This window comes from Mesotoga sp. UBA5847 (assembly GCF_002432735.1).
Classification (GTDB): Bacteria; Thermotogota; Thermotogae; order Petrotogales; family Kosmotogaceae; genus Mesotoga.
In genome coordinates this window covers 1-20,176 of sequence record NZ_DJGL01000018.1, presented here as the reverse complement: position 1 = coordinate 20,176, position 20,176 = coordinate 1, and the positions used below count along the sequence as shown (strand labels likewise).

At 47.1% G+C, this 20,176-nt stretch carries 19 protein-coding genes; 7 read left to right on the top strand and 12 right to left on the bottom strand.

The features are described from left to right. The first annotated feature begins 203 nt into the window (after positions 1–203). The 6 genes from B3K91_RS02480 to B3K91_RS02455 all read left to right on the top strand — a co-directional run bounded on the left by B3K91_RS02480 (position 204) and on the right by B3K91_RS02455 (position 6,498). On the top strand, positions 204–1,541 hold the full coding sequence (locus tag B3K91_RS02480) for an MATE family efflux transporter (RefSeq protein ID WP_214061538.1): 1,338 nt from the start codon (positions 204–206) through the stop codon (positions 1,539–1,541). A 297-nt stretch (positions 1,542–1,838) separates the two neighbouring features. Next, entirely contained in the window at positions 1,839–2,942 is a 1,104-nt protein-coding gene (locus tag B3K91_RS02475; RefSeq protein ID WP_214061539.1) for an ABC transporter substrate-binding protein, read from the top strand. Positions 2,943–3,007: 65 nt separating this feature from the next. Further along, positions 3,008–3,949, top strand: coding sequence for a branched-chain amino acid ABC transporter permease (locus B3K91_RS02470; protein WP_292593936.1), 942 nt, complete (start codon positions 3,008–3,010; stop codon positions 3,947–3,949). A 5-nt stretch (positions 3,950–3,954) separates the two neighbouring features. After that, on the top strand, positions 3,955–5,001 hold the full coding sequence (locus B3K91_RS02465; RefSeq protein WP_292592992.1) for a branched-chain amino acid ABC transporter permease: 1,047 nt from the start codon (positions 3,955–3,957) through the stop codon (positions 4,999–5,001). Further along, on the top strand, positions 4,998–5,792 hold the full coding sequence (locus B3K91_RS02460) for an ABC transporter ATP-binding protein (RefSeq protein ID WP_292592990.1): 795 nt from the start codon (positions 4,998–5,000) through the stop codon (positions 5,790–5,792). Before B3K91_RS02465 ends, B3K91_RS02460 begins: the two co-directional genes overlap by 4 nt. Continuing rightward, on the top strand, positions 5,782–6,498 hold the full coding sequence (locus tag B3K91_RS02455; protein WP_292593935.1) for an ABC transporter ATP-binding protein: 717 nt from the start codon (positions 5,782–5,784) through the stop codon (positions 6,496–6,498). The genes B3K91_RS02460 and B3K91_RS02455 overlap by 11 nt, the downstream gene beginning before the upstream one ends. 12 nt (positions 6,499–6,510) lie before the next feature. Here the strand turns inward: B3K91_RS02455 and B3K91_RS02450 are convergent, their stop codons facing one another. The 12 genes from B3K91_RS02450 to B3K91_RS02395 all read right to left on the bottom strand — a co-directional run bounded on the left by B3K91_RS02450 (position 6,511) and on the right by B3K91_RS02395 (position 19,057). After that, complete coding sequence (locus B3K91_RS02450) at positions 6,511–7,140, bottom strand: glycerol-3-phosphate acyltransferase (protein WP_292592997.1); 630 nt, start codon at positions 7,138–7,140, stop codon at positions 6,511–6,513. 10 nt (positions 7,141–7,150) lie between these two features. Continuing rightward, positions 7,151–7,924: a DUF1295 domain-containing protein gene (locus B3K91_RS02445; protein ID WP_292589891.1), complete on the bottom strand. Its 774-nt coding sequence runs from the start codon at positions 7,922–7,924 to the stop codon at positions 7,151–7,153. Between the two features lie 6 nt (positions 7,925–7,930). Further along, positions 7,931–9,745, bottom strand: a complete 1,815-nt coding sequence (locus B3K91_RS02440) for a DAK2 domain-containing protein (RefSeq protein WP_292592984.1) — start codon at positions 9,743–9,745, stop codon at positions 7,931–7,933. Between the two features lie 136 nt (positions 9,746–9,881). Next, on the bottom strand, positions 9,882–10,082 hold the full coding sequence (locus B3K91_RS02435) for a cold-shock protein (RefSeq protein ID WP_099828610.1): 201 nt from the start codon (positions 10,080–10,082) through the stop codon (positions 9,882–9,884). 185 nt (positions 10,083–10,267) lie between these two features. Beyond that, positions 10,268–11,683: a hypothetical protein gene (locus tag B3K91_RS02430; protein ID WP_292589894.1), complete on the bottom strand. Its 1,416-nt coding sequence runs from the start codon at positions 11,681–11,683 to the stop codon at positions 10,268–10,270. Continuing rightward, positions 11,670–12,950 carry a DUF58 domain-containing protein gene (locus B3K91_RS02425; protein WP_214060295.1) on the bottom strand — a complete coding sequence of 427 codons (1,281 nt, stop codon included), beginning with the start codon at positions 12,948–12,950 and terminating at the stop codon, positions 11,670–11,672. Before B3K91_RS02425 ends, B3K91_RS02430 begins: the two co-directional genes overlap by 14 nt. Further along, entirely contained in the window at positions 12,937–13,887 is a 951-nt protein-coding gene (locus B3K91_RS02420) for an AAA family ATPase (RefSeq protein WP_292589895.1), read from the bottom strand. Before B3K91_RS02420 ends, B3K91_RS02425 begins: the two co-directional genes overlap by 14 nt. Positions 13,888–13,986: 99 nt before the next feature. Continuing rightward, on the bottom strand, positions 13,987–14,952 hold the full coding sequence (locus tag B3K91_RS02415) for an extracellular solute-binding protein (protein ID WP_414674202.1): 966 nt from the start codon (positions 14,950–14,952) through the stop codon (positions 13,987–13,989). Between the two features lie 63 nt (positions 14,953–15,015). Beyond that, positions 15,016–15,804, bottom strand: a complete 789-nt coding sequence (locus B3K91_RS02410; RefSeq protein WP_099828613.1) for an ABC transporter permease — start codon at positions 15,802–15,804, stop codon at positions 15,016–15,018. Next, positions 15,804–16,688, bottom strand: a complete 885-nt coding sequence (locus B3K91_RS02405) for an ABC transporter permease (RefSeq protein WP_292589897.1) — start codon at positions 16,686–16,688, stop codon at positions 15,804–15,806. Before B3K91_RS02405 ends, B3K91_RS02410 begins: the two co-directional genes overlap by 1 nt. Continuing rightward, a complete protein-coding gene (locus tag B3K91_RS02400) occupies positions 16,678–17,805 on the bottom strand; it encodes an ABC transporter ATP-binding protein (RefSeq protein WP_099828615.1) in 1,128 nt (375 codons plus the stop codon). The genes B3K91_RS02405 and B3K91_RS02400 overlap by 11 nt, the downstream gene beginning before the upstream one ends. 70 nt (positions 17,806–17,875) lie before the next feature. Further along, positions 17,876–19,057: a DUF401 family protein gene (locus tag B3K91_RS02395; RefSeq protein WP_214060317.1), complete on the bottom strand. Its 1,182-nt coding sequence runs from the start codon at positions 19,055–19,057 to the stop codon at positions 17,876–17,878. 66 nt (positions 19,058–19,123) lie between these two features. Here B3K91_RS02395 and B3K91_RS02390 point away from each other — a divergent pair, with 66 nt between their 5' ends. Then, entirely contained in the window at positions 19,124–20,059 is a 936-nt protein-coding gene (locus B3K91_RS02390; protein ID WP_214060318.1) for an alpha/beta hydrolase family protein, read from the top strand. Positions 20,060–20,176: the final 117 nt, after the last annotated feature.

Sequence of the window (20,176 nt, the reverse complement as noted above, 5' to 3'; positions counted from 1 at the left end):
TTCTGCATCTTGCAACTGATCTTTTGCTCTTACCAACCCCCTACCACGGGCGGCGTGCAAAAGTATCACTGGCGCGCAATTTCCATCTAGTTCGTTGTTCTTCAAACCTCTGACCACCGTCCTCTAACCTCGGCTTCGCTTCGTATTTCGTAACGAATATGTTATAAATGAATTGGTACGCATTCGAAATCATAGGAGTGAACATGAAACGAGTCAATATACTGAATGAGAAGATGATGGCCGCTCTCTTGAAATTGTCCTGGCCAGCGGTTATCACCATGTTATTTCAAACAGTCTACAACATGGTTGATGCTTACTGGCTTGGAAAACTAGGGAAGGTAGAGATCTCTGCACCGACGATTGCGTGGCCAGCGATATTTCTTCTGATTTCTATCGGTGGCGGACTTGCCGTAGCCGCGCTCGCACTTGTCTCTCAGAATATCGGAGCGGGCAGAAAAGAAGAGGCTTCTCATGTCGCCGGACAGGTAATATCGATAAGTTTCATTGTTGCCGTTGTTGTAGGTCTTCTTGGAGCGGTCTTTTCCGAAATGGTCTTGAAGCTTCTCAGCATTCCACCCGAGCTTCTCTCGGTGACAAATACTTATATGAGAACTATCTTCCTTGGAGCTCCGTTTACCTTCACAATGTTCACCTTCAACTCACTCTTCACTGCCATAGGAGACACGAAAACCCCGATGTATCTGATGGGAGTTTCCGTATCGATGAATGCAGTACTCGACCCACTTCTGATCTTCGGAATAGGCTTTCCGAGACTTGAGGTCTTTGGGGCGGCGCTTGCTACAGTTGTTTCCAGAGGACTTATAGTAATAGTTGCGACAGTCATTTTGTTCAAGGGGAAGAGAGGGTTCAAAGTCCAGTTGAAAGATCTCTGGCCAAGGAGGAATACTCTTATTAGAGTTCTGAGAATAGGTCTGCCGTCTTCGGCCGGACAGTCGATAACGGCACTTGCCTTTCTGATAATAACTTCGATAGTTGCCAGATTCGGCTCCGTGGCAACTGCCGCTCTCGGTGTAGGCAACAGAATAACATCGCTTGCAACGATGTTCTCATTTGGCCTATCTCAGGCAACATCATCGATGGTTGGGCAGTATCTCGGGGCCGGAAGGAAGAATGATGCTTATTCAGTTGTATGGAAAGCGACGGGAATAAATGTGCTGATTGTTGGAATAATCTGCACAGGGACATTCTTCTTCGGAAAGGAAGTCACCGCATTCTTCATAGACGACCCGCTCGTTCTTATCGAAGGCGAGAAGTACTTCAGGATAGTCTCCTTTTCGGTACCCTTCTTTGCTAGTTACAACATATTTGATATGGCCTTGAGGGGGTCAGGTCACACTGTGCAGTCTATGGTACTTAACATCTCAAGATTGTGGGCTATCCGTCTCCCATTGATATATATGTTTGGTCTCTCTCTTGGAACCACTGGAATCTGGTACGCAATGCTCATCAGCAATCTTGTAATTGCTCTTGTTGCGGCCGTTGTTATTCTGAGGAAAGGCTGGCTGAACCCTGTAATATAGAAGTCGCAATGTCAAGTCTATTCAGAGGCGACTACATCCGCTTACACCCGATGTCTTCGATATGTTACCAAAATTCGCTTCGTTGTTGCACTTGTTCATATTTCCTTATTGTCTTTAGTGGTAGTATTCGTACAACATGCAAGAGCTCGTATATCTTCGTTCAAGCTAGTTAGGCGTACTTTCGGGGGAATAATTAGCTTAGAACTCTGAATTTGGCACCTGCTGGGATTTGTTGAGATCTTACATTTACTGGGTTAGTCTCATTCACTTGTAACCACTTCAGGAGGAGGTAGAAGTATGAGAAAACTCTTTGTAATTCTTTTAGTCGTAATTCTTTCCGTGTCAGCACTTGCTTCAATCAAGGTGGGAGCTATTCTTCCAATGACGGGTGGAGTCGCCGCCTTTGGCCAGATGATTTGGCAGGGTGTCGAGCTCGCTAATGAGCTCTTTCCAGAAGTACTTGGGGAAAAGATCGAAATTGTCTTGCTTGACAACAACTCCGACAAGGTTCAGGCCGTTAACACCGCCCGCCGCGCAATAGAACAGGAAAAAGTAGTTGCGATTATCGGCCAGGTGATAAGTTCGAACACGATCGCAGGGGGAACGGTTGCAGAAGAGAACGGAGTCGCGATGGTATCACCAAGTTCAACTAATCCTCTCGTAACGCAAGACAAGAAGTATGTTTCTCGTGTCTGCTTCAGCGATCCATTCCAGGGAGTCGCGGCAGCTTTGCTTGCATTCAACAACATGGGTGCAGAAAATGTTGCCGTCTTCGTAGACGTTGAGCAGGATTACGCGGTCGGATTCGCGAATTACTTCAAAGAGACTGCACTTGAGCTCGGGGGGAGCGTTTTCTACGAGTATTACAAATCTGGAGATCAGGACTTCACTGCTCAGATCTCAGATGCTATTTTCAAAGGAGCCGGTGCCTTCTTCATTCCCGGATACTATCAAGAGATAGCCCTTATTGCCATCCAGGCAAGGCAACTGGGTTTTTACGAACCGATAATCGCAGGTGACGGCGCGGCCGTTCCCGAGACGATTGAAATCGGAGGAGATGCAGTCAACGGTTTGTACTTCACCACTCACTACGATGCCGGAAGCCCTGCGCTGACTGAGAATGCAAAGCTCTTTGTCGAAGCGTACACTGCGAAGTACGGCGAAGCACCAGGAACATTCACTGCCCTCGGGTTTGATACTTATCTCGTTGTAAGGGACGCAATAGAACGTGCGGGGAGCACAGATAGAGAAGCCATTGCCGTGGCCGTTAGACAGACAAAGGATTTTCCTGCCGTGACGGGGATAATCACGATTGATGAAAATGGCGATGCGATAAAGTCCGTAGCGATTGTAAGGATCGAAGACGGGAAGTTCGTGTACGATACAACGATCAATCCATAGAGCAGGCGGGGCTTTAATCGGCCCCGCCCTCTTCTTTCTCTTTCCAATCGGCCGGAGGTGTGAACTTGGATCCTAAGACTCTCTTACAGAACTTTGTCAACGGTCTCAGCCTTGGTTCCCTCTACGCATTGATAGCCATAGGTTATACGATGGTGTACGGAATCTTGAGGCTGATCAACTTTGCTCATGGAGATATCTTCATGATGGCTGTCTACTTCGCGTTTTTCTTTGTGACCCTGGCGCAGCTACCGTGGTATCTGGCCGCGGTATTCGCGATCTCTTGTGCGGCACTTCTTGGATTCACGGTTGACAGGATCGCCTACAAGCCGATAAGGAATGCACCGAGAATATCTGCGCTAATAACTGCAATCGGGGTCTCTTTCTTCCTCGAAAGCCTTGCCGTCGTCATCTTTTCGGGTATTCCCAGATCCTTCAGAACCATCTTCCCTCAGTCTTTGAACGAGATGATAATAATCGGTGGCCAGATCGAGATGAAGTACGGCAGAGAAGTGATAGTTGGAGGAATAAGATTCCCCGTCATCTCCCTCATAACGCTAATCGTTGCTGCAATAGCACTGGTCTTTCTTTGGTGGTTCATCTTCAAGACGAAAGTTGGGATGGCGATGAGAGCCGTTTCTCTAGATATCCAGACAACGTCGTTAATGGGCGTGAATGTTGATAAAGTGATTGGAATGACGTTTGCTCTAGGTTCGGCGCTTGCGGGAATTGGTGGCATACTCTGGGCGATCAGGTATCCACAGGTGTGGCCTTACATGGGATTCATACCTGGAATGAAGGCGTTTGTCGCCGCCGTTTTTGGCGGGATAGGGTCGGTACCGGGAGCGGTGCTCGGTGGGCTGATACTTGGAATAACCGAAGTAATGATGGTCGGGATAATGCCTGGAGCAGCAGGTTACCGGGACGCATTCGCTTTCATTATTCTGATTGTTATCCTTTCTGTGAAGCCTTCAGGGCTCATGGGTAAACCGGAAATAGTGAAGGTGTGACTGGTATGTCGAAAAAGACCAAGACTCTACTCACGCTGTCTGCCCTGCCGGTGATAGCGCTTCTCTTGTTTCTCTCGCAGGAACTGCTGAACAGCTACTATTCGAGAATAATAACTCTAATCGGAATATATGGAATAATGGCGGTAAGCCTCACACTTGTCAATGGCATTTCTGGTGTCTTCTCCCTTGGGCATGCCGGCTTCATTGCACTTGGTGCATACACTTCGGCCCTTTTGACTCTCTCTCCCCAGCAGAAGGAGATGACTTTTCTAATCGAGAAGCTGATCTGGCCCCTAAATTCGATCCAGATCCCATTTTTCTGGGCGACGATAATTGCGGGTTTGGTTGCTGCATTGTTCGCCTTCTTCATCGGATGGCCATCTCTTAGGCTCACCGGTGACTACTTTGCTATTGCAACTCTCGGTTTCTCCGAGATAATAAGAATCTTCGCTCTCAATCTCAATTCGATCACTAACGGGGCACTCGGTTTGAAGGCACTTCCCGATTACTCAAATGTTTGGTGGGCATGGGGTTGGCTACTCGTGACAGTCGCATGTGTGATGAGTCTTTCTTACAGCACCTTTGGAAGGGCCTTGAGAGCTATTAGAGAAGATAGAGTAGCGGCTCAGGCTATGGGTATCAACGTCTTTAAACATCAACTGATGGCATTTGTAGTAGGAGGGTTCTTTGCGGGTATCTCAGGCTCTCTGTACGGGCACTGGCTAAGCACAATAGATCCCAGAACAAACACTTTTGGCATCCTTCTCACATTCAATGTGCTGATAATGATCGTGCTTGGAGGTCTGGGGAGCATAACAGGAGCGATTATAGGGGGTGCGCTATTCGCATTCTTGAGCGAATGGCTGCGATTCCTAGAAGGTCCCATGAATCTATTTGGCTTCAAAATCGTGGGGATGAGCGGGATGAGAATGCTTGTTTTCTCCGGCCTCTTTGTAATAATAATGATCTTCTGGCCCAGAGGAATAATGGGAAGGAGCGAGTTCTCCTGGGAGGGGCTCGTCTCGATCTTCAGGAGAGGAGAAAAGAAATGAGCCTTTTGACTCTAGATAATATTACGATGAAGTTTGGAGGACTCACAGCCATAGGAGAGGTAAGTCTTGAGGTAAAGGAAAGAGAGATATTCGGGCTTATCGGACCTAACGGAGCCGGTAAGACGACAGTATTCAACATGATTACCGGCCATTACAGGCCAACAGAGGGGCGAGTTCTATTCAAGGAGAAAGAGATAACGGGACTGCCGCCGGACAGAATTACCAGAAATGGAATTGCCAGGACTTTTCAGAATATAAGATTGTTCAAGGATCTCACAGTTCTCGAGAATGTTATGGTGTCTCAGCATCATACTATTGCCAGCAATGGAGAGGCTATGAGCTGGTTCTTCAAGAGCGTTTCAAGAATCGGCTATTCGCAAAAGGAAAGTGAAATGAGATCTAAGGCGGTGGAGCTCTTGAGCGTTTTTGATCTTGACGGACATGCAGACGAGAAATCTAGCTCTCTTCCTTATGGTTCACAAAGACTTCTTGAGATTGCAAGAGCCATGGCTACGGGTGCAACTCTACTCCTTCTAGACGAACCGGCCGCCGGAATGAATCCCTCGGAGACAATTGGCCTGGTGAATACCATAAGGAGAATCCGGGACGACTTTGGCTTAACCGTATTGCTCATAGAGCATGACATGAAGCTTGTGATGGGTCTATGTGAGAGAATCATGGTTCTAGACCATGGGAGGACGATTAGTGAAGGAAATCCCGCCTTTGTTCAGAAGGATGTGAAGGTTATCGAAGCCTATCTGGGAAGGGAGTGGGTTACCCTTGGGAAGTGAAATCCTCACTGTAGAAGAACTTCAGGTTTCCTTTGGAGTTATTAAAGCCGTTAAGGGTATTACCCTCTCCATAGAAGAAGGCAGTATTGTGACAATAATCGGTTCAAACGGAGCCGGCAAGAGCACAACGCTTGGAGCTATCAGCGGCTTGATAAGACCATCCGGAGGATCCGTATCGTTCAGAGGGAATAGCATAAACCGACTTGGTGCCGCTAGAACAGCAAGAAGAGGAATATCTCTCGTGCCTGAAGGAAGAAGAATATTTTCGAATCTTACGGTTAGGGAAAACCTTCTAATGGGTGCATACAACAGAAAAGACAAATCGGAAATCGAAGCGAACTTCGATACGGTTTTATCCCTCTTCCCGGTACTGAGAGAGAGACTTAAGCAACTGGGCGGGACGCTCTCTGGTGGAGAACAACAGATGCTGGCGATAGGCCGCAGTCTTATGGCAAACCCAGATCTGATTATGATGGATGAACCTTCACTTGGTCTAGCGCCGATTGTCGTCGAAGAGGTTTTTCAAGCGATTCATGAATTGAATTCGAAAGGCGTGACGATTCTACTCGTAGAACAAAACGCAGCAAAGGCGTTGGAGATATCAAGATTCGCTTACGTCCTTGAAACGGGAAGGATTACCCTTCAAGGACCGGCAAAAGAATTGCTCGAAAGCGAAGAAGTACGGAAGGTGTACCTGGGTATCTGAAAACATTTACCTTTAGGCTCCCCGTTGCGGGCCCTCTCTCTTCTTTCTTATGTGCGCTCTCAGCCCCGGTTCTTCTCCCCGCAAAATCCTTTGGATATTCTCGAGATTTCTAGCTATCATAATCACTGCAATGGGTATCAGCAGAAGAGATATTCCCCATCTGTACCCGAAGATTCTGAAAAGGAAGATCATTACTGAAGAGACGGCGATAACACCCGGAGCCGCGTAGTCCGTAATCGCGATAAAAGCGAGAAGTATGACCATACAGATCAGCGCGACCTGGTAATCAAGACCTACGAGGCCACCGGCCAATGTGGCGGTTCCCTTACCACCCCTGAACTTCAGAAAGATGGGATACATGTGGCCGATTGTCGCGAAACTTGCCGCAATGAAGAGCATCTGATATGTCCAATGAGCTGAGAGCCCTTTGATTATAAGAATCGTGCCCATTCCCTTCATGAAGTCAATTGCCCCTGTTAGTATGCCAATCTTCCAGCCTTTAACGGCCACCATATTTGAGGCGCCCATGTTTCCTGTGCCCTGCTTTCTTATATCAAACCCATAGAGAATCTTCCCAAAAAGAAACGCTGTTGGAATAGATCCTACTAGATAAGCGAAGATGGCGGAGTAAACAACTTCCATGTCAATCACGCTACTTCTTTCGTGGGAACCAGGGAATGAAGGCGTTGGTCTCTTTCAAGTACTCTTTGAAAGCAGGGTAATCTCTGTACTTCCTCTCCAGATAAGGTACCCCCGAGACGAATCTCAACAGTATGGTTATGGTTATCGGACTTATGATAGCCCAAAGTCCGCCATCGATAGAAAGGGCAATCACGAAAATGCCCCACCACTGCACGGCTTCTCCGAAATAGTTTGGATGCCGAGAGTACCTCCACAGTCCTCCAGTCATAACCTCTCCCGGCTTCTTGGTTTTCACAAAAGCCTTTAGCTGAGCATCGGCGATCGATTCGACAGCAAACCCGGAGGCCCATATCAAAATGCCGAGTATATCGGCAAGCCCAAATTCCCGGCCTGAATGGCTATTTATCAACATGACGGAGTACGATATTATTAACATGAAAAACCCCTGGAGCATGTAAATCTGAAGGAAGGATCTTACAAGTACCTTGTCTCCCCATTTCTCCCTCATCTGTAAGTAGCGAAAATCCTCTCCCCGTCCCCAATTCCTTCTGAATATGTGGGTACTCAGCCTCGTTCCCCAGAATGTGATCAGCGTGGTTGTGATTATCTGCCTGGCGTTGAACTCACCATACACGAAGAGCGTGAAAAAGGCCACCACAACGAACCCGGCACCCCAGCCGATGTCTACGACAGAGTTATCCTTCTTCGCTGTCCCGATTACGAAGAATGCAGACATGTAGGCGACTACGACTAAAGCATTGAAAAGGATCACATATGCCATCATTGCACCTCACTTGATTCTTACATCGGGGGCCCATGTGTCGCTCTTGCAAAGAACTGAAACGCTTATAGCTCCAACTCCCGCGCTGATGCCGACAACGGGAGAGACCTCCATTATGTATTCAGGCTTCCTGCCGAGCAGTTTGGTCAGACTGTCTTCATAAGCCTTTGCCGTTTTATGAGCGTGGGCATGGGTTATATTGTATGAGACAACGTTGCACTTGCTGTTCAGCTCCTCGACGAATCCAAGTATCTTCTTCATATTGCCCAACTTGCTGAAGGCCTTTCCATAAAGCTTTGAATTGCCTTCTCTGTCAACTGAGACTATTGGCTTCAAATTCATCACCTTTCCCACAAGTCCAAGAACGGGGCTTACCCTCCCGCCTTTCACCATGTATTTGAGAGTATTGACGCTTACGAAGATCCTTGTGTTTTTTGTCAGGGACTCGATCGTCTCGACGATATCATCGTGGACACTCCCTTCTTCGATCATCCGGGCGGCCTTCAGTGCGAGCAGGCCGATCGATCCGGAAACATGGCGGGAGTTGATAACACTGATCTTCTTCTTTAGTTTTTCGGCGGCTTTGGTGCTTGCGTTCCACGTGCCACTGAGTTTGTCTGAGACATGAATGGCGATTATTGAGTCATAGTGAGTTCCTAGAAAGTGGTAAAGATTCTGGAGAGTGTTCATACCAGGTTGTGCTGAAACGGGGTATTCATCTGCGGAATCGAGCAAAGAATAGAACTGATCGGCCTTCATGGTTATCTTGTCCAGATACTGGCTTTGACCAAAGTTCAGATAAAGAGGAACCATCTGAATCTGGTAGTAGTCTATCACTTCCTTCGGCAAATCGCATACCGAATCAACTACGAGAGCGATTGGGTATTTCCGTTTCTGGCTAACTCTATACTGCATCTCCATGTCGTCAACCTTCTGCTGAGTCACATTTCCAAAATCCTTCAGTTTAAAAAACAACTCTGCCGGTTCATTTGTGTGAACGTGAATTCTTGCTTTGCTCTCGGTGCCGGCAACAAGAGCGGAGTCTCCAGATTCGCTAATGATTGACTTAATTCCTTCGATATTTAGTTTAGTACCTTCAATTATCGCTTCAGTACAGAATCTATTCTCAATGTTCCCTTCGTCGATGTGAACGTGACTTCTTAGCTCAACATCAGGGATTATCTCATCTTCGAGATTCACACCCTTGCCGCTTAGAAAGGTTTTGATCCCTTCGATGAAGGCAACAAAGCCCTTTGCGCCGGCATCGACTACGCCGGCCTTTTTCAGTATGGAGAGTTTCTCAGGGGTTTCCTCGAGCGACTTCTGAGCGACTGCGTGAGACTGAGTTATCACTTCAAGCAGCGATTTGTCGGAACCGTCAATAGTACTGAGAGCATCGGCCCAGTCTTTCATAACGGTCAGCATAGTTCCTTCAACTGGAGTAACCATTGCGTTATAAGCGTAGGATATTGCTTCTTGAGCCGCTCGTGCGAAAGTCTGCCTGTCTATGCTTTCACGATTTCCTATTGCAGTACTGAGCCCATGCATGTACTGGGCAAAAATCGCTCCTGAATTTCCCCTCGCACCCATTAAAGCAGCATCAGCGATTGATCTGGTCGTCTTGCCTATCGATTTGGAGACAGAGGTGAGCTCAAGTATATACTTCATCGTTGAGGCGAGATTAGTTCCGGTGTCACCGTCTGCGACCGGGAAGACGTTTATCTTGTTCAGATAGTTTTGCTCCTTGATAACAGCCGTAGCACCCGAAGAGAAGGCACTGAAGAACATGGTTCCGTCAAGTAGATTCATTGATCTGGAGTCCATCATTTCCTCCCGTTGTTTAGTTTGATTATTGATATGTTAGCACAAGGATGAATGATTAGTCAGATGATCATAAGGGAGAGCGACAAAAAAATCGCCCGCTAAAAGCGGGCGATCCGGTTCCTATATGGACAATCGATTACTTCGCAATTCTAACTTTTGCTGCCTGAGGACCCTTTGGACCGTCTTCAACATCGAATTCGACTCTCTGTCCTTCGTCAAGGGTCTTGAAACCGTCCATCTCAATAGCTGAAAAGTGAACGAAAACATCCCCACCGTCATCCTTAGTAATGAATCCATAACCTTTTGTTCCGTTGAACCACTTTACTGTTCCTGTCATACCTAAATGTTCCTCCTTAAAACTACCTTGCACCACTTGCAAAGCGATAGTGTCCTTTGGACAGATTGATTATAACACAGACTTTCGAATAAAATGCAAGTTGACCGCAAGATTAATTTGACTATTTCTAATATTCAGGCATTTTGTCTTTGAAACAATCACCAAAACTAAATCCGTAAAATCTTTTACATGCCATTGATAGCCGTCTCCAGCGATTTAATTAGTTTCAAGAAAAGTCTTTCGAATTTCTCGCAGCTGGTTCTTTCCGGATCGCGATTTCCATACTTGACAGGAACATATATCGCTGTCAGTTTGGTCAACAGACTTTTTGTTATGCCCTTTGTTTGCCAGACCAGTTCATACGGAGTCAGCTGACGATAATCGCTAAAGTACATTTCTCTGAGCCATTGATAAGCTGATATTATGAACTCCTTCCCTTCTTCATATGCGGGGAGTTCGGTTACAATGCGATGCACTTCCTCCTCGATTGGTTCTTCTGCCTCAGGCGTCGAAGGATTCATCTGGCGTCTTCTAGTGATAAAGAATACCATGTAGGCAAGAGCCGCCGAGAGAAGGGCTATACCGGTGAGGGTGGCAACTCTTAGGATCAAGTAGAACGACAGCCCGGCACTGGCAGTCTCTACAGACGGAGGCTCGCCTTCCTCCTGCCGAGCAACTTCCCCTCCAGAGGAAGGCATAGAAGTTGAAAGATCGCTGGAGATACCGCCTGTTCCAAATACGATATCTTCTGAAAGAGGTAACGATCTTAGATACATGAAACCCCCGACAAGAACTACAACTACAGATACCAATATCATAAGAGGCGGAACAAGTCGTACCCACCCTTTGAATTCTCTCAGAGCCTTCCTTGCCACTGAAATCACGAGAATCAGGATGATTGTGTAGAACCCAAAGAGAAAGATAGAATCTATGAAGCCGACTTCGGGGACCTCTTCTGGAATAGCGATTTCAAAACCGCCGTCGGCTCTCTGTGCCATTGAAGATTCTGCTTCTTCAGAGAAGAATGAAGGTTGCTCCTCGTCTCTCGAAGACTCTATCTCGCTTTCTGAGACCTCAGAGACAGCGGCTCTGTTTGCTGAAGGAATCAACCCTCCTCTGTAATCGCCCAGAAGGGCTATGGTCAGCAGAGGAAGAAGGACCGCTAGAGTAAGGAAGACTCTTGGTGCCTTCGGTATTAGAAGCAGTCTTACGAATATCAATATCAGAGTGACATAGGCTCCAGTGTGGTGTAGAACGGGACTAACCGAAAGAGAAACTCCCACAATGAAGACTCCTGCAACTGAGATGTATTCGTTTCTGTCCATCGAGAGAACGATTCCTGCCATAGCTCCCAGTGCGGAAACCGAAAGAGCTAAACCGCTTCTCAAAACTCCAAACAACAGAATAGTTGTTGTGAATAGCAGGATTGGAAGAAGCAAGTAGACGCTGCACCCCGTCTTTGTTCGTCCGAGGTAAAAGAGAAAGGCTACAAGTCCAGCAAGACAGACGGCAAAAACGGCTCCTCCAGCGAAGAACAACTGCACGAAGCAGATCAAAAAGACTGTAGCGGCCCCCGTCAGCGAGGTTCTATCGATTCTCAAGATCGATCAGCACCTCCTGGATCGACTGATTGTCCCCTACGACACGTACGATTATCTGTTCCTGTTCAAGAAGGGCGGCACGCCTTCTGAGCTCTTCGATAGTTCTGGGAAGCATTTGGTAAGAGATAGTACGTTTGGTCCACGGTTCTCTGGGATTGAACGGAACAATAATAACAACTACACGGCTAGAGTGTGACCTTGCTTTAAGCAGATGCGGCAGGATCTCCTCTCCGAGATAAAGCGAGACTATTACGACCGTAGTTGAGGGATCGAAGCGTTCAAGATCTCCTTCCAGAACATCTGGAAGCTGGGGGCCCTGATCACTGCCTTTACTTTCGGAGAGCGCTTCGGCGAAGTCTGTCCAGTCTCGGCCCGAATCGCTCAGCCTAAGTATCTTCTCACCGACAACTACGAGTCCTATACTTCCTCCAGTTTCATATGAGAACCTGACAAGACCAAGAGCAAGCTGGACTGCGATCTCTTCATAGTCGATTCTGATTTTCTCCCACACATCGCGGGCGAATATCTCCTTTGAAAGGTTGAGGTCGAGGTAGAGCAGGGTTTTGCTAACGGCGGTGTAGCCAAACTCCTTGCTCATGAGTTTTCCGAGCCTGGCAGATGCGTTCCAGTGGATCCTGTTAAGAGGCTCTCTTTCATACTCCTTAATACCCTTGAAATCGACCGGGTCCTCCATCAACTGGAAATCGCTCCGCTTACCTGGAAGGAGTTCTCTGAGTCTCAGGGGAAAGGAATCGAGATTCAGGACTCTTGGAAGCACAAGAACGGATTCGACTGCCGAATATGTTGCAGTGTGCGAGAAAAACCTAAGCGTATCTCTTGAAATGAGAACTACACGCGATATATCTTTCTTACCTCGCTTCCTGAAAGTCAGCCTAGTTTCTACTACGGAGTTATTGTCCGAAGAAAGGATTACTGAACTCTCCTCGGATCCAAGGTATTCTCTCTCCGCTCTTATGACAGGAAATATAGTACAGTTAAGAGATACCAGAGAGCCACCTTCGATTGTGTATTCAACAGTGAGAGATTCACCGGAGAAAAGCCTTTCTCTATCCGGGGAACGACTGATAACTAGCTTTCTTATAGTCGCTCTTGTGATGCAGTAATAGAGCCATACAATTGCCGAGAGAGTGAGGAATGTTGCCGAATACGCGTTGAAGAACAATATCGACCAGCAAATGGAAACTGCCGTCATTATTATTAGCGGTTTTCCTTTCGAGTTTATCTCCTCGAGTTCAAGCCTCTTCATAGTCTATAGGGATCGGTACAGACTCGACGATGTCAAGAACGATTTCTCTGCTGGATCTCCTCATGAGACGGGCTTCTGGCTTGATCATAATTCTGTGAGAGAGAATATCTGGAGCCACTTCCTTTACATCGTCGGGAATGACGTAATCCCTGCCTCTCAGTCCGGCTAGAGCCCTGGCGGTTTCCATCAAAGCGATTGAACCTCTTGGGCTAGAGCCTAGCTGAACATCTTTGTGTCTTCTTGTTGCATTGACAATGGAGACAATATACCCGAGAAGGGAGTCCTCAATTGCGACCTCTTTGACCAGCCGAAGGACTTCGTTCAACTCCTCGCAATTGGAAACAGATCCTAACGAAGCTATCGGATGCTCCCGAAAGATTCCCTTAAGAAGACTCTTCTCGCTTTCTTCGCCTGGGTAGCCCATTGTCAAAGATATGGAAAATCTATCCAGTTGAGCTTCGGGAAGAGGGAAAGTCCCTTCAAATTCGACGGGATTTTGAGTCGCAATAACGAAGAAGGGATGCTCCATATTGAAGGTCTTGCCGTCTACTGTGACTTGTCTCTCTGCCATAGCTTCGAGTAGGGCAGATTGCGTTCTCGGAGTTGTTCTGTTCACTTCGTCGATGAGAAGAATCTGGGTGAAAACCGGCCCCCTTCTGAATGTGAACTCATTGGTCTTGAGGTTAAGAATACTGATGCCCGTAACGTCTCCTGGGAGAAGGTCGGGAGTACACTGCAGTCTGTTGAAATCGAGTCCCAGGGAAATGGCCAGACTTCTGGCCAACATCGTCTTCCCAACTCCGGGTACATCGTTTATCAAGACGTGGCCGCCGCTTAGAAGGACTGCGAGAACTCTCTCGATAATAGGTTCTTTGCCTACTATCACTTTCGATATGTTATTGGTGAGCTTGCTTCCGAAATCTGCAATGGAAATCATGAACCACCTCTTCAAATTCCATGACCTGTAGAGTCTAGCACAGGTCAACGCAAACTATCAAAGATATGTGACTCCCAAAGAATCTTCAGAGTATCCACACTAGAGACCGAAACGAATCTCGTTCCACAGAGTGTTGTAAAGTCTAAGGTCCGGCCCGAGATCTTTGATCAATTCGGTGTTTTCCATTTCTTCAAAGGTGTAGACGGGCTCTTCCTCCATAAGCTCTCTAGCAGGCACGTTTGGAGAGGGAAGAAGTAGATAGTCTGAGATCATAGCCGCTATCTCGGGTCTCAGAATGAAGTTTATGAACAGATGAGCGTTCTCAACGTTATTCGAGCCTTTTAGAATAACGAAACTGTCGATCCACATCGTACTGCCCTCAAAGGGAATGAAGAAATCGATGTCCTTAAGCTCTTCTTCGGTTGCCTCATAGAAGATGTTTTCTCCGTATCCGTGGACTACCCAGAACTCACCGGAGATTATTCCTTTGGCAAAGAGCTCGTTATCAAACTTGGCGATATTTCTCTTCCAGTTCAGGATTAGGTTCTTTGCTTCCTGAAGCTCACTGACATCGGTCGTGTTGACCGAGTATCCGAGATACTTCAAGGCGGCCCCAAAGACCTCTCTCATGTCGTCGAGCATTGTCATCTTTCCCTGAAGTTGAGGCAGTTCGAAGATCTTCCACGACCTCGGATAACTCTTGATGTACTTCGTATTGACAGCAATTCCCGTTGTTCCTACCATATAGGGGATGCTGAAGTTGTTGTTGGGGTCGTAATACATCTTTTCTATGACATTGGGATCAATATTGGCAAGATTGGGGACCAGCGACTTGTCTATCGTGAGCAGCATCTCTTCCTTGATCATTATGCTTGTGTAATCGGCCGAAGGCATAGCAAGATCGTAGCCGCGGGCACCTGCTTTGAGCTTTGCAAACATCGTCTCATTTGAATCGTAAGTGTCATAAGTCACTCTAATGCCGTACTCCTGAGAGAAAACCTCGATAACCTCATCTGGTATGTAATCCGACCAGCCGTAGATGATCAGATTTCCCTGACCTAGCATCAGCGCGGCAACCAGAAGCACAACAGCTGTAATGGTAAATCTCTTAATCAATAATCCCACCTCCTAGAAGATTAGCTTTCTGAATCTGCTTCCAAAGAAGGAAATAAACATAGTACCAACCAGAAGCAGTGTGGAAAGCGCGTTTATTACCGGGGAGACCCCGAACTTAATCATTGAATAGATCTTTAAAGGCAGTGTTGTAGATCCCGGGCCGGCGACGAAGAATGTTATTACGAAGTCGTCTATTGACAGAGTGAGACTGAGCAGGAAACCGGCGATGATTCCGGGCATGATAATTGGAACGATCACTTTTCTGAAGACCTCATGGGTTTTGGCTCCAAGATCTCTTGCAGCTTCAACCACAGAATAGTCGAAGTCTTCAAGTCTGGTCATAACCGTTACGGTAACGTAAGAGACACAGAAAGTAACGTGTGCCACGAAGATCGTAAAAAGGCCAAGAGGAACGCCGACGGCGACGAAGAAGATCAGCATCGAGACTCCCATCAAAATGTCCGGGATTATCAGAGGCGTGTACACAAGAATGCCCAGATAACCCTTCAGCCTTGACTGATACCAGTAGAGAGCCATAGCTGAGAACGTTCCTATCGCTGTGGCGGCCAGAGAAGAGGTCAATGCGATTATTACCGTATTGAGAAATGCCCTCCAGACATCTGCCTGTCTGAACAACTCGGAATACCACTTCAGGGTGAAGCCCGTCCAAGTAACTCCCTGTCTTGCGCTGTTGAAAGAGAGTACAATAAGCGCCACGATCGGCAAATAGAGAAAGACGAAGGCCAGCGTTGTGATCGTCATGGAGAATCTACGTCTTCCAATAACCTTCTTTGTCTCCATCAGATCTCTTCCTCTCTCATATAGTTTTCGCGGATCGTAAGCCGCCTCTTATTCTGTACCTTGTTTATTCTCATGTAGACCAGCAGGCCCAACGTAGATATCAGCAGGAAGATCATTGAGATCGCCGAGGAAGACGGCCAGTCTCTTGCCACAGTAAGCTGTCTTGCAATAAGGTTTCCGAGCATAGCTCCATCCGTTCCGCCGACCAGATCGGGAATCGCGTATGAGCCGAGAGCGGGAATGAAAACTAGAATGATTCCCGCTATAATGCCTCCTCTAATGGAAGGAATAAGAACCTTGAAGATGGCCTCGGTTCTCTTCGCTCCTAGATCCATTGCAGCCTCAATAAGCCGGAAGTCGAACTTCTCTATTGCACTATAAAGAGGAAGAATCATATAGGGGAGATACATATACACTATGACAAGGATCACCGCCCCTGTTGTATACATTAGAGTAAGAGGCTCTTCAAGACCGAACAGCTGCAGAAAAGAGTTAATAACCCCGTTTCTGCCCAGAATGACCATCCAGCCGAATATCCTTACGAGGAAGTTGGTCCAGAAAGGAACGATAACAAGAGTGAGGTAGAGGTTGCTTCTCTTCGATGTCGCTATGAAGTAGGCAGTCGGCAAACCGATTCCCAGGCAAATCACGGTGGCAACCAGAGAAATCCAAACAGTCTTCCAAAGTATCTGCCAGTACCCTGCGTTACCCAGCATCCTAGTGTAGCTTTCCAAAGTGAATGGAAGCTCAACTCCACCATATATTCCCGACGTCAGGAAACTGTACAGTATGATGATGAAATATGGTATCAGAAAGAAAACCGTCAACCAGAGAACTCCAGGCATCGAAACGAGGAATCCGGCCAGATTCCGATTACTCTTCAACTGGAACACCGCCCGTTTCCCTAAGAACGTAGCTATCATCTGCGAACCACCAGACAAAGACATCATCTTTCCAGGAGATGATAACTTCGTCTAGCAGATATCTAACATGCTGCTTGAACGCTTTCATATAGTATTCGCCGATAGCTACGGTGTACTTCGTCTGGTTTCCAAGATAAATGGTCTCGTCGACCACTCCCTTCAAGACGTTGAGCTTGGCGCCTTCGGGGACAACGGGTTTGTCCTTTGTAATCTTCACCTTCTCGGGCCTCAATGAGACCTGTATTTCCTGCCCCTCTCTTACTTCCATATCCTTGTAGAACCAGACTTTTCCGAATCTCTCGGTAACCAGCAGGAAGTATTCGGATTCTACTTTCTCGACGTTCCCGGTGAAGAAATTCGTCTCTCCAATGAAATTAGCAACAAAAGCATTCACCGGGCTCTCGTAGACCTCGAAGGGAGTCCCCAGCTGAATAATTTCTCCATCGTTCATCACGGCCACATGGTCGGAAATCGACATGGCTTCGCTCTGATCATGAGTCACATATATGAAGGTGATCCCCACTTCATCATGTATCGTGTCAAGCTCAACGAGCATGTGCTGTCTAAGCTTTGCGTCCAGTGCGGCGAGAGGTTCATCAAGCAGCAACACGGCAGGGTTTCCCACAAGGGCTCTTGCGATCGCCACGCGTTGTTTCTGACCTCCGGAGAGCTGTGAGGGCATCTTTTCAACGTGTCCGTTGAGGCGGGTAAGATCTATCATTTCCTTAACCTTGCGCCGGATTTCATTCTCGGGTTCCTTCCTGAGTCTCAGGCTGAAGGCTATGTTCTCAAAAACACTCAAATGAGGAAAGAGTGCGTAATTTTGAAAGACGGTATTTACTTCTCGTTCGTTGGGAGGAGTTCCAATTATGTTCTTGCCATTGAGAGTTATATTGCCGGAGGTAGGGTCCTCAAACCCGGCTATCATTCTTAGAATAGTTGTCTTTCCGCAACCGGAGGGCCCAAGAAGAGAGAAGAACTCACCCTGTTCTATCTTAAGAGAAACGTTGTCCACAGCTGTAAAGGAGTTATCGAAGACCTTCGTCACGTTCGATAGGACAACGGAGTATTCTTTCAACTATTCTCACCTCCAGTCATCTTTGAAGCAAGTAACAGTATACCCTACAAAGCTCCGGAATTGTGTTAATTCAAGTTGACTTAAGGAGTACAAAGACAACTACACTTGCCGTTATTGATAGCAAAGTGGCAACGGCAATTCTCCTCACAATTCTTGGATACTCTACCTTGAAGTATTCGCTCGTCAATACTAGGCAGAGATGGACTGGTGAAACAAGAACTCCCACAACTGCAAAAGTGTAGGCGAGAATCGTTGTAGAGAGTGTACCATAACCGTTGCCCATACTTAGAATCAGTGGAAGACTGAGTCCGACGCCGGCCTGAGTTACCCCAGTCATGAATCCCATGAGAAAGGGCAGAAGTACTACGAGAGTCAGCGGTGCAATCGACCAGGCCGTAAGTTCCGAACCCATAGATTGTGGAATCCCGACGGTCTCAACGAGGTTCTTGTAGAAGAATACTGTTAGAAGAAGAATGAAAGTCTTGTATTTCAAAGAAGAAACGAGAACCTTCTTCTTGTTTTTGTTTATAAGCATATATACTATCGAGGTTCCCAGAACTGCCAGCCACCCTGGCTGATTGAGAATTACAAGCACGATCACGGCGATAATCGGCCACGCGCTGATAATAAGCTCTCTCATCGCGAAATGGCTGTAACGGATTCTAATAGGTTTGCGAATCATAAGTAGATAGCCCGCAACAAGCGCAACGGCCCCAATGGGCATTAGCCATATTACCAGTGTGTTCAAACTGATTCTAGATATCCCCGAGGCAATTACGAGGGCTGGATAGAGCGGCCAGAAAAACTCCATCGCGTGTCTGAACCAGTAATTGAACACTAGTCCGTCTTCATTGGAAATCGTGGGATCGGCCCTTGCCAGATCTTTCACCATTGGAGCAGAAAACATCGCCCCTCCAGGCATTGGAAGAAGACCGATTATTGCCGGCATAAGGGCTATCGAGACTCTTGGCTCGGGGAAAAGCCTTTCAACGGCTTTCACAAACCTTGAAGAGTTGCCACTCTTGTCCATTGTTTCTCCCATGAGATAAATCGAGAAGACTGTAATGATAACCTTCCAGAATTCCCAGTCTGTAATCTCTTCAACGAACGCGCTAAGATAGTTTGCCGGGGAGATCATTAGCACAATACCAAGACCAATGACCGAGATCAAAAGCGACAAGGAAATGTCTTTGAGGATCTTTAGAGATACAATTAAGACAACGATAGCTACTGCAACTGCTAGAGTGTTCATTGATTCCTCCCAAGGGTACAGGTTAGCTTATCGAATTATTATATAATTTTGTTGAGGTAGAAGTAAATGGAGAATGTGGTTTTTGCAAGACGTTATTCCGATCATCCAGAAATAATAGAGAGATCCGATAGCGATAAAGGCTCGAGAATAATTCTGAAGTCCAACTATCCGAGTGGCTTTTCAGAGAACGGAGATCTTCCTCTATACCTTTACAAAGGAGGAAGAAAGGGGACTGTTCTCTTCTTTCATGGAAGGGGGGAAAAGAACCTCGATTACCTGAGGTGGTTTCCCGAAAACCTTGCGAAGACGGGTTACGCCGGTGCTATGATGATACTTCCCTATCATTTCGAAAGAACCCCCATAGGCTACAGATCGGGAGAGCTGTTTCTCGATCCTAGAACAGATGTGCTTAGGGAGCGTTTTGAAAACGCGGTTGTTGACGGTCTTACATGTTTGAATTACCTCAAATGGGAGTGCCCTCCCCCTTACTTTCTGATGGGATACAGCTTCGGAGGGTTTATATCTGTCATAACGGCGGCACTCGACAGGTCGATCTGCGCACTCTCGCTCGTCGTCACGGGCGGGAATTTCTACCACATAACCTGGAAGAGCTTCGTGACAGGTGTGATGAGAGTCAAATACGAAGAGGACGGGTCCTGCAACAAGGAGAAATGCAAGAAACTGCATGGTGAAGACCACGAGAGATACATCCGTTCCTTGGAGGGCCCTGAGCTGGAAATCGGCAGTGCTCCAATATCTTGCTTTGAGTACGACCCACTGACATTCGCGAAGTTTGTCAAGTGTCCGACTCTCATAAACGGTGCCCTCTTCGACATTTTCGTCCCCAGACGCTCCACAAAGGAACTCTCAGAGAGGATACCAAATTCGACACTCCGATGGATGCCTACAGGCCATTTGACCTCAATACTCCTCAAGAAGACGATTCTGAAAAGATCAATAGATTTCTTCGAAGGAAAATGTAAAGGAAAGAATGTTCTATGAAAACCGGGGCGGGGGGGGGGTAGCGGATTAGGGGGTTGGAAAGAGCAAAGTGAAACTGGTTCTCCGTTGAACAGTTCACCGTTCTCCGAGGAAAATTCTTCGTTCCAGAGCGAGGAT

Bases quoted from the DNA above. Each gene is read 5' to 3' on its own strand.
- B3K91_RS02425 (WP_214060295.1), bottom strand. From the start codon at position 12,950: ATGAAGAGGCTTGAACTCGAGGAGATAAACTCGAAAGGAAAACCGCTA.
- B3K91_RS02395 (WP_214060317.1), bottom strand. From the start codon at position 19,057: ATGAACACTCTAGCAGTTGCAGTAGCTATCGTTGTCTTAATTGTATCT.
- B3K91_RS02435 (WP_099828610.1), bottom strand. From the start codon at position 10,082: ATGACAGGAACAGTAAAGTGGTTCAACGGAACAAAAGGTTATGGATTC.
- B3K91_RS02420 (WP_292589895.1), bottom strand. From the start codon at position 13,887: ATGATTTCCATTGCAGATTTCGGAAGCAAGCTCACCAATAACATATCG.
- B3K91_RS02450 (WP_292592997.1), bottom strand. From the start codon at position 7,140: ATGGAAGTTGTTTACTCCGCCATCTTCGCTTATCTAGTAGGATCTATT.
- B3K91_RS02445 (WP_292589891.1), bottom strand. From the start codon at position 7,924: ATGATGGCATATGTGATCCTTTTCAATGCTTTAGTCGTAGTCGCCTAC.
- B3K91_RS02410 (WP_099828613.1), bottom strand. From the start codon at position 15,804: ATGGAGACAAAGAAGGTTATTGGAAGACGTAGATTCTCCATGACGATC.
- B3K91_RS02390 (WP_214060318.1), top strand. From the start codon at position 19,124: ATGGAGAATGTGGTTTTTGCAAGACGTTATTCCGATCATCCAGAAATA.
- B3K91_RS02475 (WP_214061539.1), top strand. From the start codon at position 1,839: ATGAGAAAACTCTTTGTAATTCTTTTAGTCGTAATTCTTTCCGTGTCA.
- B3K91_RS02415 (WP_414674202.1), bottom strand. From the start codon at position 14,952: ATGCTAGGTCAGGGAAATCTGATCATCTACGGCTGGTCGGATTACATA.
- B3K91_RS02480 (WP_214061538.1), top strand. From the start codon at position 204: ATGAAACGAGTCAATATACTGAATGAGAAGATGATGGCCGCTCTCTTG.
- B3K91_RS02440 (WP_292592984.1), bottom strand. From the start codon at position 9,745: ATGGACTCCAGATCAATGAATCTACTTGACGGAACCATGTTCTTCAGT.
- B3K91_RS02460 (WP_292592990.1), top strand. From the start codon at position 4,998: ATGAGCCTTTTGACTCTAGATAATATTACGATGAAGTTTGGAGGACTC.
- B3K91_RS02465 (WP_292592992.1), top strand. From the start codon at position 3,955: ATGTCGAAAAAGACCAAGACTCTACTCACGCTGTCTGCCCTGCCGGTG.